General features: G+C 36.2%; 11 protein-coding genes and 2 tRNA genes. 9 read left to right on the top strand and 4 right to left on the bottom strand.

Annotated elements, in window-relative coordinates; translation table 11 throughout:
- Positions 1 to 223: 223 nt before the first annotated feature.
- The 7 genes from ACWPWS_RS20715 (at position 224) to ACWPWS_RS20745 (ending at position 9,895) form a co-directional block, all read left to right on the top strand.
- A complete protein-coding gene (locus tag ACWPWS_RS20715) occupies positions 224 to 664 on the top strand; it encodes a DUF6646 family protein (RefSeq protein ID WP_105684037.1) in 441 nt (146 codons plus the stop codon).
- Positions 665 to 770: 106 nt separating this feature from the next.
- Positions 771 to 2,261 (top strand): RIP metalloprotease RseP, encoded by a 1,491-nt coding sequence (gene rseP, locus ACWPWS_RS20720; protein WP_209786643.1) that lies wholly within the window; start codon positions 771 to 773, stop codon positions 2,259 to 2,261.
- Between the two features lie 80 nt (positions 2,262 to 2,341).
- Positions 2,342 to 2,415 (top strand) — tRNA-Asn (locus ACWPWS_RS20725).
- Between the two features lie 497 nt (positions 2,416 to 2,912).
- Positions 2,913 to 6,095 carry a S41 family peptidase gene (locus tag ACWPWS_RS20730; protein WP_454047766.1) on the top strand — a complete coding sequence of 1,061 codons (3,183 nt, stop codon included), beginning with the start codon at positions 2,913 to 2,915 and terminating at the stop codon, positions 6,093 to 6,095.
- Positions 6,096 to 6,159: 64 nt separating this feature from the next.
- Complete coding sequence (locus ACWPWS_RS20735) at positions 6,160 to 6,879, top strand: AAA family ATPase (RefSeq protein WP_454047767.1); 720 nt, start codon at positions 6,160 to 6,162, stop codon at positions 6,877 to 6,879.
- 135 nt (positions 6,880 to 7,014) lie between these two features.
- Positions 7,015 to 7,088, top strand: a tRNA-Asn gene (locus ACWPWS_RS20740).
- 275 nt (positions 7,089 to 7,363) lie between these two features.
- Positions 7,364 to 9,895, top strand: a complete 2,532-nt coding sequence (locus tag ACWPWS_RS20745) for a DUF5686 family protein (protein WP_454047768.1) — start codon at positions 7,364 to 7,366, stop codon at positions 9,893 to 9,895.
- A gap of 85 nt (positions 9,896 to 9,980) precedes the next feature.
- Here ACWPWS_RS20745 and ACWPWS_RS20750 read toward each other — a convergent pair whose 3' ends face one another.
- The 4 genes from ACWPWS_RS20750 to rplU all read right to left on the bottom strand — a co-directional run bounded on the left by ACWPWS_RS20750 (position 9,981) and on the right by rplU (position 11,555).
- On the bottom strand, positions 9,981 to 10,154 hold the full coding sequence (locus tag ACWPWS_RS20750) for a bacteriocin-like protein (RefSeq protein WP_209786639.1): 174 nt from the start codon (positions 10,152 to 10,154) through the stop codon (positions 9,981 to 9,983).
- 206 nt (positions 10,155 to 10,360) lie between these two features.
- Positions 10,361 to 10,528, bottom strand: a complete 168-nt coding sequence (locus ACWPWS_RS20755; protein ID WP_454047769.1) for a hypothetical protein — start codon at positions 10,526 to 10,528, stop codon at positions 10,361 to 10,363.
- A gap of 178 nt (positions 10,529 to 10,706) precedes the next feature.
- The gene (rpmA, locus tag ACWPWS_RS20760) at positions 10,707 to 10,964 is read right to left on the bottom strand and encodes a 50S ribosomal protein L27 (RefSeq protein ID WP_002984034.1); all 258 of its coding nucleotides are present in this window, start codon (positions 10,962 to 10,964) and stop codon (positions 10,707 to 10,709) included.
- A 12-nt stretch (positions 10,965 to 10,976) separates the two neighbouring features.
- A complete protein-coding gene (gene rplU, locus ACWPWS_RS20765; protein ID WP_076597840.1) occupies positions 10,977 to 11,555 on the bottom strand; it encodes a 50S ribosomal protein L21 in 579 nt (192 codons plus the stop codon).
- Positions 11,556 to 11,739: 184 nt separating this feature from the next.
- Here rplU and ACWPWS_RS20770 point away from each other — a divergent pair, with 184 nt between their 5' ends.
- The gene (locus tag ACWPWS_RS20770; protein WP_105684033.1) at positions 11,740 to 12,627 is read left to right on the top strand and encodes a neutral zinc metallopeptidase; all 888 of its coding nucleotides are present in this window, start codon (positions 11,740 to 11,742) and stop codon (positions 12,625 to 12,627) included.
- Between the two features lie 144 nt (positions 12,628 to 12,771).
- Positions 12,772 to 13,860 (top strand): acyltransferase family protein, encoded by a 1,089-nt coding sequence (locus tag ACWPWS_RS20775; protein WP_454047770.1) that lies wholly within the window; start codon positions 12,772 to 12,774, stop codon positions 13,858 to 13,860.
- Positions 13,861 to 13,871 lie beyond the last annotated feature (11 nt).

Here is a 13,871-nt window from a genome sequence, read left to right on the forward strand (position 1 = left end):
TTTTATTCTTTTTTTAAATTATTCCAAATCTGATGTATAAAAATACAGTTTTTATGATTACAAAAGAGGAATTAAAACTGCTGAAAAGACGATTTATCCACAAAAACTGAATCCTTTTTCATAATAATTTATTAAAGTCACCCATTTTCATAGAACTGACATTCTTTCGGTTTCATTTTTGATAGAAGTATTTTTTATTAATATCCTTAAAAATTTAAAATTTATGAAGAAATTGTTTTTTATGGTGACGATCTTATTTTTTGGTGCAATGGCCAATGCTCAGGCCTGGACAGGAAAAGGAGATCAGAAAATACAACTGGGGCTGAGTGCCTGGGGATATGGAACCGGAATAACGGGAACTTATGACTACGGACTCAATCAACTTATTTCAGTAGGAGCTGGTATCAACGGCTATTTTGACAATTATAAAAACAACGATAAGGATAATCGTGTTTTTGTTTTCGGGAGACTGAACTTTCATTTACAGGAAGCACTGAACCTGCCTTCAAAATGGGATATCTACCCAGGAGTGGATCTTGGCGTTCTGGGAAAAGACTTCGGAGTGGGTGCTCACATCGGAGCCCGCTATTTCTTCACAGAGAAAATAGGAGTCTTTGCAGAGGTTGGTAATAATGGCAGTCTTGGAGTTTCTTTCAATTTATAAACAAATCGTCTTTAAATATGACAAAGCTTCTCGTTTCGGGGAGCTTTTTTATTTGGCATAGTTTTGATAATTGTTACCTTTGCAAATTAAAATCTAAAATTTATTAATGGAAATAGCAATCAAACTTTTTCAGTTCATTCTGAGCATCTCTATACTAGTGCTTCTTCATGAGCTTGGGCATTTTTTACCCGCAATATGGTTCAAGACAAGAGCAGAGAAGTTTTTCCTGTTTTTTGATCCTTACTTCTCCATATTCTCCATGAAGAAAATCAATGGAAAATGGCAGTACAAATTTTTATCAAAGAACCTGCCGGATTCTGAAGTAATAGAGGTAAACGGAAAGAAGGAAGAAGTTCCTATCGATATATCAAAACTTCCGGACAACGACTGGAGAAAACATCCTGAACAAACCAAATACGGAATCGGATGGCTGCCTTTCGGAGGGTATGTGAAGATTGCAGGAATGGTAGACGAAAGTATGGATACTGCCCAAATGAAAAAACCGGCAGAACCATGGGAATTCAGATCAAAACCGGCCTGGCAGAGACTTATTATTATGCTGGGAGGGGTTACTGTTAACTTTTTCCTTGCATGGTTAATCTACAGTTCTCTATCTTTCTTCAATGGAGAAACGTATACAGATATTACGAAATTCAACAACGGTATTGAGGCTACTTCAGCTGGAAAGAAAATGGGATTCCAGAATGGTGACAAAATCATCAGCGTAGATGGAAAACCGGCAGAAAGACTTGAAAACACTTCAATCAATATTCTTTTAGGGGACAATGTTACTGTAAACAGAAACGGACAGGAAGTCACTTTCCCGGTAAATGCTGACGGTGTTGCAGATGTTCTTAAACAGAGAGAAGCGAAACTATACATTACACCAAGAGTTTCTATGGTTATTGATTCATTAGCCACTCCTTCTTCTCAGGCATCCGGTCTTGCGAAAGGTGATAAAATTGTAGGAATCAACGGTAAGAAAGCAGCATTCTTTGATGAAGTAAGTGCTCTTTTAGCTGAAAACAAAGGAAAAACAATTACTGTAGACGTTGAAAGAAACGGAGCTGTACAAACCTTACCTTCAGTTTCTGTTGATAAAAACGGGAAATTAGGAATAGCTATTGATACAAAAAGCATTGCAAAAGAAATTGTAACCAATAAGCAATATTCTTTTGGAGAAGCTATTCCAAGAGGATTTACAAGAACTATCGAGGCGTTGACCACTCAGGTTAAACAGTTCAAAATTATGTTCAACTCTAAAGTTCAGGGGTATAAAAATGTAGGAGGTCCTATTGCGATTGTAAAAAATATGCCTGTGGATAAAGATGCTGACGGAAGCTTTAAAATCAACTGGGTTGCTTTCTGGAGTTTTACAGCGATGTTCTCCGTATGGTTGGCATTCCTGAACCTTATTCCTATTCCGGGACTTGATGGTGGACACGTTTTATTTACTTTATATGAAATCATTGTAGGAAAACCGGTTCCACAGAAAGTTTTGGAGAATGCTCAGATGATTGGAGTTATCTTCCTGTTAGGCTTAATGTTACTCATCTTCGGAAGCGACATCTTCAAGGTATTCACAGGGAAATTATAATTTTTTTAAAATTTTTCTTAAAAATATTTGTAGGGTATAAATATTCGTCCTATATTTGCACCACTTAAAACAAAGGACATTCCTCCTTAGCTCAGTTGGTTAGAGCATCTGACTGTTAATCAGAGGGTCGCTGGTTCGAGCCCAGCAGGAGGAGCAAAAAGACTTACAGAAATGTAAGTCTTTTTTTGTGTCTTACTATGAACTATTTCATAGCAAGGACTCCAAATCTGAGAAATTACACCTTGTAATTTAAATATAACGCAAAGGATTAGTAGCTGGTACTTCATTTTTAAGGAAGCAAAGGCGGAATCAACTTTGTTGATTCTTTCTAAGCGCAAACATAACCATTCAGATTCATCAGCGACTCTGTCGCCTTCTTAGCTATCTTAAAATAAGATGAATGAAAATAATCTTTGCGTTTTGTAGAACCAATGAGTCCAACACAAAAAATAAATATTTGTAATTTTTCTTCAGTTTTCCAAAAATACACCTCTTTTTTATTGGATTTTATCAGCCTTTAAAGCATTTTACCTGTAACTATTTCGTTAATCATCCGACTATTCTTTTTTAGAGTAATCCGGATTGAGAAAATTTTTCACAAATAAACATTTCTCTAAAAAAGGCAAAAAAATAACAATACCCAATTGTACCATGAAGAAAACTATTATTTCGTTACTAACAGCATTTTCTATTATAGGAATTTCAGCGCAGGAAAAGTCATATTTTTTATCAAGTCCCTCATTAAGCCCTGATGGAAAAACAGCATATTTCGCTTATGATGGTGATATCTGGAAATCAGATTCCAATGGTGGAAATGCTTCAAGAATTACTGCACTGGACGGAGAGGAGATCAATCCCCGTCTTTCTCCTGATGGAAAATGGCTTGCCTTTAGTTCCAACCAATATGGAAATTATGATGTATATATAATGCCTGCAGCAGGAGGAACGATCAAGCAGCTAACCTTTCATACCGGAAGAGACGAAATGGAAAGCTGGGCATGGGACAGTAAAACCATTTATTTTACGTCCAGCAGAAATAATAACTTCGGCAGTTTTAAAACAACCATTGAAGGGAAAACACCACAAAAACTGTTCAACAATTATTTTAATAATACCAACGGTCTTGTAGAAACAGCTGCGGGAGAATATCTTTTCACAAGTTCTTCGGAAAGCGCTCATCAGGTACAGAGAAAGCGCTATAAAGGAGAAAACAATCCTGATATTCTTGGATACAACCCAAAAAGCAATTCTTTCAAACAATACACCCATTACGAAGGAAAGGACTTCAACCCAAGTGTAGATAAAAATGGTATTATTTACTTTATTTCTGATGAGAACAACGGAGAATACAATCTTTACAAACTTGAAAATGGTAAAAAGACTGCTTTAACCCAATTTGATACTTCTATTAAAAAGCCTTATGTTTCAGCGGATGGATCTAAAGTTATTTTTGAAAAGGATTATCAGCTTTTCACTTATGATGTAGCCTCAAAAAATACCACACCTCTTACCATCAGTCTGAATACCAACAAAACACTGGAAAAAGCACAGAATTTCAATGTTGAAAATAATATTTCCTATTATGATGTATCGCCTGATGGTAAAAAGATGGCATTCATAAGCCGTGGGATCATATTCGTTTCAGATATTGAAGGAAAATTTGCCCAGCAGGTTTCTGATGGGAAAGAACGGGCAATGGAAGTAAAATGGCTGAAAGACAACAGAACGCTTCTTTATAATCAAACGTATAACGGCTATCAAAACTGGTTTACGATTCCTGCAGACGGGAAAGGTCAACCAAAGCAATTAACGGAAGATTTACGCAATAACCGCAATATAACCCTGAATAACGACCTTTCAAAAGCAGTTTATTTAAGCGGTCGTGATGAAGTAAGATTGCTGGATTTAAAAAGCTTCAAATCTACAACCATTGTAAAGGATGAAATATGGGCTTTCCAAAACTCTAGACCTTCTTTTTCTCCTAACGATGAATATGTATTGTTTTCAGCGAAGAGAAACTTTGAACTTGATATTTTCATCTACAATATTAAAAAAGCACAGACCCTGAACCTTACCAACACAGGTGTTTCAGAAGAAGATCCTGTATGGTCACCGAATGGGAAGTATATTTATTTCGCCAGCGACAGAACCAATCCGTCTTATCCTTTAGGCATGCAGAAGTCTAACATTTACCGCATGGCGCTGGACTGGTTTGACGAACCTTTTAAATCTGAAAAATTCGATAATCTTTTTACTGAAGAAAAGAAGGAAACAAAATCTTCAGATAAAGCAAAAGATAAAGACAAGAAGGATAAAAAAGACGACGACAAGGAAAAAGAGAAAAAAGAAGAAAAAGAACCGGTTATCAAAGAACTGAAAGTAAATCCTGAAGATACGCTGGACAGAATCGAGCTGGTTACAGACCGATATGGATATCAGGACGATCCTGCCGTTTTTGCTGATGACAAGAAAGAAATCCTCCTTTTCAATTCTAATCAGGATAACGGAAAAAGACAACTGTTCAAAAAAGTTTTCACAGATTTTGAACCTGCCAAATCAGAAAAAGTTTTCGATAAAGCAGCTTATTACCTTACTAAAAACGAGAAAAACCTCTTCGCTCTAATAGAAGGTAATATTTATAAAACAACGGTTGCCGCATTAAAACCTGAGAAAATAAACATTCAATATAGTTTTGACAAGGATCTGGCATCAGAATTCACCCAGATGTATGCTGAAGCCTGGACGGGTGTAGAAGAAAACTTCTATGATGAAAAGTTCCATGGCATTGACTGGAAAGCAAAAAAAGAACAGTACGCCAAATATCTGCCGTATGTGCATAACAGAAATGATCTGCGAATTTTACTAAATGATCTTTTAGGTGAGCTTAATTCTTCTCACACAGGATTTTCTTCTACAGGGAAAGAAGAAACCATGTTCCTGAGCTATTTCACCAACGAAACAGGAATTACCTTCAAAAAAGACCAGCCTTACACCGTAGAAAGCATTTTGAGAAAATCTCCGGCTTACCGCTCAGGAGTTGATATTAAACCTGGCGACCAGCTGATTTCTGTAAACGGAAAAAAAATTGATCCAAACGAAAATATCGAAACGTATTTTACAAGCCCTAAAAAACAGGATGAGCTTGTACTCACGTTCAACCGTGATGGTAAAAATGTAACCGCCAAAGTGCATCCGATTTCTAATGGAGAATTAAAAGGATTACTTTACGACGAGTGGATCTACAATAATCACCAGCGTGTTGATAAGCTTAGCAACAACAGAATCGCTTATTCATGCATGAAAAACATGTCTACTGATGAGCTGGACCGTTTTCTTTTGGATATGGTAGAGCAGGAAAACAGAAAAGATGCTGTTATTCTTGACCTTCGTTATAATACCGGAGGAAATGTTCATGACAAAGTATTGAATTTCCTTTCTCAAAAACCTTATCTGCAATGGAAATATCGTGAAGGAAAAATAACGACACAACCTAATTTTGCCCCTTCCGGAAAACCAATTGTCCTTTTGATTAATGAAGCTTCCTTAAGTGATGCAGAAATGACTGCAGCCGGATTTAAAGCATTGAAACTGGGTAAAATCATTGGCCAGGATACCTATCGATGGATTATTTTCACTTCAGCAAAAGGTCTTGTAGACGGTTCTTCTTATAGATTGCCTTCATGGGGTACTTATACGCTGGACGGACAAAATCTTGAAAAAACAGGAGTAAAACCTGACATTTACGTTAAAAACACCTTTATGGACCGTCTTCAGGATAATGATCCTCAGCTGGAAAGAGCTGTTCAGGAAATACTTAAGGATTTGAAGAAATAAGGATTACCTCTTATTTTTTGCACATATTTTGCTTGATAAGAGGTAATCATTTTTATCAAGCAAAATGCCTTATTTATCCAGGATTTATTTAAAAGATAATTGTCCACAAGACTTCCCCTTCACCCTGCCTTTTTTGCGCAAGGGTCTAGATATAAGACTAAAAAGCAATGTTACCTTTTTTGTTGGCGAAAATGGAATTGGAAAATCCACTCTGCTTGAAGCTATTGCAGACAAGTGTAATTTCAATGTTGCCGGAGGAAATCGCAATCATAATTACAACTTTCATAAAACAGAATCTATGCTGTCGGAATATCTTACTCTTTCCTGGCATCATAAAACTTCTCAAGGTTTTTTCATGAGGGCTGAAAGTTTTTTCAACTTTGCGACCTATATTGACGAAGTTGCTGAAGAGGATCAAAGAGTTCTGGAAGCCTATGGAGGGAAATCTTTACACCAGCAGTCCCATGGCGAAGCATTTTTATCATTATTCCATAACCATTTTCAACACGGAATTTATCTTCTTGATGAACCGGAAGCTGCTTTATCACCACAAAGGCAACTTTCCTTACTCTCTATTATTCACAAATTAGAAAAAACAGGGAAGGCTCAGTTTATAATTTCAAGCCATTCTCCGATCTTAATGAGTTATCCGACCGCAGAAATTTATCTGCTCGATGATAAAATTCAAAAAATACACTATAAAGATACAGAGCATTATCAGCTCACAAAGAATTTTTTGGAATCACCAGAACGCTATTTTCAACATTTATTTGAAGACATCTAGCTTTACCTGAAATTTTCTGAAAATATTTCTTATTGAATTTCAATACATTTAGTTAAAAACTATCAAGAATAAAGGATAAAACTTGCTTGGTACGGATATTCATATTATATTTGCAGCACCTAAAACAAGGGAAATTCCTCCTTAGCTCAGTTGGTTAGAGCATCTGACTGTTAATCAGAGGGTCGCTGGTTCGAGCCCAGCAGGAGGAGCAAAAAGACTTACAGAAATGTAGGTCTTTTTTCATTTATAATCATAATGAAAAAGAATGGGAATCACTCCAAAAGGGAAAGACTTTTTACCGACTATTAATCCTCTGATTCTTATCCTTTAAGCATCAAAATTTCCTTTTTAATTTTCACAAACGCATATATAATTTTCGCTACATTTGTCGTTTTATATTATAGAATAAAAATATTTTACTTTTTCACCTATTTTTTTAATAAACTGCATGCTTTTTGTTTATGATAATTGCCTGAAGAAACGAATGATGTTAAACAATAACTCCCAAAAACACTATCTTTTATTTTTTTTTCTGATTCTCTCCAGTTCCGTATGCGCTCAAAACAGGGCCAGCGGTAAGGTGGTTGACGAAAAGAACAGTAAAGAACTGAATAAAGTTGATATTTTTATCAACAATGATAAGACTCCTTCCCTGACGACAACTTCAGGTAGTTTCATCGTTCAGTCAGACAGCATCATTCATCAGTTAAGATTTTCCAGAAAAAATTATACCACAGAAACCCTTGATATCACTCCCGAAAATGCTGAAAATATTTTCGTACAGCTTTCACAGGCTAAAGTAAGTGATATCCAGGAGATTGTTCTTCAAAGTGGTAAAACAAAATACAAGAACAAGAAAGAAAACCCGGCTTATGCGATTATGCAGAAAGTCTGGGCTCAAAAAAGAAATAACGGACTGGAGAAGTTCGATACCTATTCGTATAAGGAGTACGAAAAAACACAGTTTGATCTGAACAATCTAGACAGTGCGTTCATGAAGAAAAAGATTTTCAACAAACTGGATTTTATTTTTGACTATGCAGATTCAACAGCAAGCGGAAGATTAGGCCTCCCTATTTTCATCAATGAAGCCGTTTATGAGAATTTTGGTAAAAACAGACCTGATAAGGACAGCAAAAGAACATTAGTTGCCCAAAAGACTTCAGGTTTTCAGGACAATCAGGTGATTACGGTTTCTGCTAAAAACTTATATCGTGATATTAATATCTACGACAATACTTTAAATTATTTCGATATTGGCTTCCAAAGTCCCGTGGGAACAGATGGCTTCAGCACCTATGACTATAGTCTTATGGACACCATTACGATTCGTGGGGAAAAAGCCTTCCAGATAAGGTATCAGCCTAAGAGAAAAGATATCCTTGCCTTTCAGGGAAATCTTTATATTGATACAGATACCTATGCTGTTTTAGGAGCAACATTGAAGTCAACACAGAAAATCAATGTCAACTTTGTCAACAGTGTGTATACTCAGGTGGAATATGACAACCCTGATGACGCTACATTTCTTCCTAAAAAACTGATCACGGAATTTGAAATGAGCCCTTTTTCAAAAAAGAAAGGCGCCAAGAGTATCATAGCCAAAAGGTCAGTAGATTATTCCGATTATCAATTCAACAAACCTCTTGATCCTAAAGTATTCAAACGTACCGAAGAAGAATACGAAGACAAGTTTACCAATAAAGATGAAGCCTACTGGACTAAAGCCAGACCTGATACTTTATCTAAAGCTGAGCAGGGTGTTTATAATATGCTTGATCAGCTTCAGCAGACTCCTAAATTCAACCGAATGGTAAAACTGTTTGAAACGCTTGGTTCAAGATATTATAATGCATTTAAAGGAATAGATATTGGTCCTATCTTTTCAATTTACGGAAGAAATGAGGTAGAAGGAGACAGAATAAGATTAGGAGCAAGAACCTATTTTGGATTGAACGATACCTGGAGAGCTCAGTTTTATACAGCCTACGGATTCAAAGATCAACAGTTCAAATATGGAGTTGAGGCAAGATATATGTTCAATAAGCTTAACCGCTTTATGATTGGGGCAGGAACCAGCAGAGATATTGTTCAGCTTGGAGGACAGCTTACTTCCGGTGATGGGGTTACCCCACAATCTTCATCTTCCAGTACATTTTTTGCAAGAGGAGAAAACATTTCTTTAAGTTCTGTAAACAAAACAAGTGTCTTTGCTGCTATTGAACCCTGGAAAAACTTCCAGATCCGAATAGACGGAGTAATGCAGAGTATTAAGTCTGCTATTCCGGAGAAATTCAACCTGATGTATTATAAAGACGGTCGCCTAAGACAAACAGTGAATGACTCTCATGTTACCATCAGTTTAATTGCAAAACCCGGTGCAAAATTCTCACAAACCGGAATTGACCGTTACCAGGCCAGAAACTTAGCTCCAACTATTGTTTTAAGATATACAAGAGGTATTGAAGGATTATTTAATGCAGATTTCAACTATGACAAATTGCAGTTTATGCTTTATAAACCTTTCCTGATTGGAAGTGTGGGAAAACTAGTGGTTAATTTTGAGGCTGGAAAGAACTTTAATACAGTTCCTTTGGCACTACAGAATATCATTCCTGCCAACCTTTCCTATGGTTTGGTACCCAATACATTCTCTCAGCTTAACTATTATGAATTTGTAGCTGATGCCTATACCACCCTTCAGCTGGAGCACCATTTTAACGGTAAGATACTTTCTTATATTCCGTTGATTAAAAAACTGAAACTTAGAGAGGTTGCCTTCATCAGAGGAGCGTATGGAACATTAAGTGATGCAGCCAAGGCAATCAATGTGGAAGGCTTCAGATATTCAGCGCCCAGCGAACATATTTATTATGAATACGGATTCGGGATTGAAAATATAGGAATCGGAAACCTTAGAATCTTCAGAGTTGATTTCAACTGGAGAGGCAATTACCTTGACAGACCAGATATCTCAAAATTCGGCGTTAAAGCTGGTTTCCAGGTAGGATTCTAAATTGAAAATAAGATAAAACAACTCCAGCGGCTTCTTTGAAGCCGCCGGAGTTTATTTTTTAAACTTTATATAAAGTCAGTGATGCTTAAAAGCACTCACAAGGTTCTTCCACGTCAAGCAGACAACGCATTTTCTGCTCCTTTGTCAGTCCGCACCACGTACTACATGAAGTAATTGGTTTTGGTGGACACCATACTGTACCCGCTCCTCCGTTGATTTCTTTAAGGTTCTTCTTCGTTAATTTCTTTAAATTTTTCATGATTATAATTAGTTTTATTTGTTGCCTACTCTCTCTGCTTTTCGGCTTCCGCAATGATTTTTTTATTTGATTGCGGACAAATATATCAATATTTCACAACCACGAGATATTATTTAACGTTTTTTAATGTTTAAAAAAAGCCGAACACATTAAAGGTTCAGCTCTTTTGTTATTCTCAAGAATAATACAATCTGTGCTTGTATGTCTTATTCAAAACATTCTGTACATGGCTGAGAAAGCATGCAGTGTGATTTCTGCCACGGAGACCATCTGCACCATTCGTCACAGGACTGAAACATGGAAGGACATACTGCTGCCACACCTCCGGTTACTCCTTTTAAATTCGTTCTGGTTAATGTTCTTACATTTTTCATAGATATTTTGTTTTTAATATTGCCTACTCTTTATGCTTTTCGGCTTTCGCAACTGACTCAAAACTGGACAGTTAACAAATATAAAATATTTCACGAATAAATGAATGCTTTGAAAACCAGTAAATAAAAAAAACCTCAGTAAAAACTGAGGTTTTAATTTTTATAAAACGCTTAAAAATTATGCGTTTGGTTCTACAGATACGAAAGATCTGTTGTTTGCTTTCTTTCTGAAAACTACTTTACCATCTACTAATGCAAACAAAGTGTGATCTTTACCGATTCCCACGTTATCACCTGGGTGGTGCTGAGTACCTCTTTGTCTAACAATAATATTTCCGGCAATAGCTTCTTGTCCTCCGAAAATCTTCACACCTAATCTTTTAGAGTGAGACTCTCTACCGTTCTTGGAACTACCGACTCCTTTCTTGTGTGCCATTTTATTACTGGATTATTTATTAAGTGCTTTAAATTGATCGATATTCTTAATGATAGCAGCATCTACTTCTTCATGAGTAAGAATATTCTTTTCTAATTCAACTTTAACTGCTTTACCTAAAGTAATTAAAGTCTCTCTGTTCTCTTTAGACTGAGACAAGTTGTTTTTCTTTAAGTGATAGTTCAACTCGTGATCTTCACCAAAGTTAACAGTTGCGTTGTCAGAAAGAACTTCACCTTTCACAGTTTCTTTTTTAGCAGCAGCTTTTTTAGCTCCACCTTCAAATCCTGTAATACCAGTGATTACGATTTGAGTTAAAGATTGTCTGTGACCGTTTTTCACTTTGTAACCTTTTCTTCTTTTCTTTTTGAAAACGATTACTTTATCAGCTTTTACGTGGTCAAGGATCTCTGCTTCTACAGTGATTCCGTTTACAGCTGGGGCGCCTACAGTGATTGCACCGTTTACAGTAAGAAGAACTTTATCGAAAGAAACTTTTCCTCCTTTATCTCCTTTTAAACGGTTTACAAACAACTTCTGGTCTTGCTCAACTTTGTATTGAAGCCCTGCTATTTCTACAATTGCAAACATTGTTTATAAATTTTTAGTTATTTCGAGGTGCAAATATACATATAATTTTCTAATTAGCTTACAATCAAAGCAATGTTTTTTTAATTAAAATCCTATTCACTATGTTTTGAATAATTTTTTTAAATAATGTACTCACACTTAAGAGATAATTTCATACCTTCGTTTTACCAAATTGAATTTATATATGAAAAGAAACTTTAATCTCTGCTTACTAGCAGGCGCCATTGCTGTTACTTCATTAACAGCATGTAGTGATGACCAAATGGACAACAATGTTCAACCTCAACAAGAAGCACAGAGTGCAAAAATTGATCAGCCAGGAACTACCGAAAAAGGATGTTCTTATGTTGACAACAACTGGAGCTCCAATTCAGTTTTACTGACCGGGCTTCAAAACACCACAGACACCAATTTTATGAACGGTCAGATGACTAAAATTGCAAGCATGTGGGGAAGAAGCAATCCTACGCTGCGTTTTGTAAACGATCCATCCAATTTCAATTCAACCTATAATGCGATTTCCTACTCTACAGGAAAGATCTATTATGGATATGCAATCTATTATGATGCAAAATCAAAAGGAGGTGATATTGTAAACGCAATGATTCTTGCTCATGAATATGGACATCAGTTGCAGTACATCTTCAATCTTCCTTCTGTATCAGAGTCAACATACAGACCGAACGAGCTTGAAGCGGATGGCTTTGCAGGATATTATCTGAGAAGACCTAACGGGTACAATAAAACCAGTTTCCCGGAAATTGCAGCGGCCTATGAATTTGCCCAAAGTATTGGGGACTATCAGACAACGAGTGTTAACCATCACGGAACACCTGCACAAAGAAGATCAGCAGTTCGTTTAGGATTCCTTTTAGGACAGTATGATCTTAATGCTTCCAATTTCGATTATAACTTCTTCTATTATTATCAGGGAGTATTAAACGGAACTTATAAGATGGCTAAGAACACTGTAAATCCTGAAATTGACGCGTATATGAGTCAATATATAGATGAACTTAGAAAAATTCAGTCAGGAGAAATTTCTGCGGAAGAATTTAAACATCTTCAATAAACGAGAACATTCATTTTTAGCATATTTAAGAAAGGAGGCGGACAGTATGTTCCGCCCCTTTTTATTTTAACATTTATTTTCTCTTTTATAAAATCAATTTGTTTGTATTTTTGAAAAATAAAAAAGAATATCCAAGCAACTACAATGAACAGAGATCTCTACATTGATTTCGCCAAAGGACTGGCCACACTTTCCATCATATTTATCCATACCGCTTTCTGGTCTGGGCAGTTTTATATTCCCGCAGAAGTAAGGGTGTTCTCTCTGGTCTTTGATGTCGCACTTTTTTATGCGTTGAGTGGTATTACTTCGGGAGCAAATATTGAAAAAACATTATATCGCCTTCTGAAACTGCAGATCACTTATATGATTTTTGTAACCTTCCTGTTCTTTTTAGATTACTTCTTTAAAGTATTTGGATTGAGTTTCTTTTCTATGGAATGGCTCCAGAGTTTTTACTCCACCTTTGGCTCCAAATATTCAACGACCAGTATTTCAGTCTATCCCCAATGGGAAAATCTTGGAAACTGGTATCTTCATCAGTACACCAACGCTGATACCTTTCCTGTGGTAATGGGAAGCTTCTGGTATCTTAAAGTATATTATATTCTCACCGTTTTCGGGGTATTAATTTTAAGGTTTTTCCCAAAACATATCCATTGGTTCATCGGGCTTTGTATGGGTTTAACACTACTATTCAACATCTTTCCGGAATATTATCCAACGGGACAGGTAGGGTATGTCGCTTTCTACCTTGCTGTCTTTTTAATTGGCCACACCATGCGTGGAAAAAAGATTCCGGCCAAAGCAATTCCTGTATTATATGCACTTGTGGGTGCAGCACTTATAGGGATGTTCTGGTACTATGGAGGTGATATCTTCTATAAAATCAATAAGAATAAGTTTCCTCCAAAAATCCCTTATATCATCTGGGCATTATTCTCTCTGGTAACTTTATTTGTCCTTTATAACCGACTGAAGATTACAAAAGAAAACTTCATCACCTATATCGGGAAGAATGCCATTTTCTTCTACTTTGCACAGGGAATCAGTTCTTCACTGGTTTATTTCCTTGTAGTTCCATTAAAAGAAAACATGCCGTGGTGGCTTTTGATGATCATTATTTATGGTATTAATATCGTTTTGGCCTTCATTATTTCGGCAGGATTGAAAAAAGTGGATACATCAGGTTGGATTATTCTGGAATTCTTAAGAAGAAAGACCGCATCTTAAGACTTTAATGA

Source organism: Chryseobacterium sp. Marseille-Q8038 (assembly GCF_965111995.1).

Bases quoted from the DNA above. Each gene is read 5' to 3' on its own strand.
- ACWPWS_RS20745 (WP_454047768.1), top strand. From the start codon at position 7,364: ATGATGTTAAACAATAACTCCCAAAAACACTATCTTTTATTTTTTTTT.
- ACWPWS_RS20750 (WP_209786639.1), bottom strand. From the start codon at position 10,154: ATGAAAAATTTAAAGAAATTAACGAAGAAGAACCTTAAAGAAATCAAC.
- ACWPWS_RS20755 (WP_454047769.1), bottom strand. From the start codon at position 10,528: ATGAAAAATGTAAGAACATTAACCAGAACGAATTTAAAAGGAGTAACC.
- ACWPWS_RS20730 (WP_454047766.1), top strand. From the start codon at position 2,913: ATGAAGAAAACTATTATTTCGTTACTAACAGCATTTTCTATTATAGGA.
- ACWPWS_RS20715 (WP_105684037.1), top strand. From the start codon at position 224: ATGAAGAAATTGTTTTTTATGGTGACGATCTTATTTTTTGGTGCAATG.
- ACWPWS_RS20770 (WP_105684033.1), top strand. From the start codon at position 11,740: ATGAAAAGAAACTTTAATCTCTGCTTACTAGCAGGCGCCATTGCTGTT.
- rplU (WP_076597840.1), bottom strand. From the start codon at position 11,555: ATGTTTGCAATTGTAGAAATAGCAGGGCTTCAATACAAAGTTGAGCAA.
- ACWPWS_RS20775 (WP_454047770.1), top strand. From the start codon at position 12,772: ATGAACAGAGATCTCTACATTGATTTCGCCAAAGGACTGGCCACACTT.
- rpmA (WP_002984034.1), bottom strand. From the start codon at position 10,964: ATGGCACACAAGAAAGGAGTCGGTAGTTCCAAGAACGGTAGAGAGTCT.
- ACWPWS_RS20735 (WP_454047767.1), top strand. From the start codon at position 6,160: ATGCCTTATTTATCCAGGATTTATTTAAAAGATAATTGTCCACAAGAC.
- rseP (WP_209786643.1), top strand. From the start codon at position 771: ATGGAAATAGCAATCAAACTTTTTCAGTTCATTCTGAGCATCTCTATA.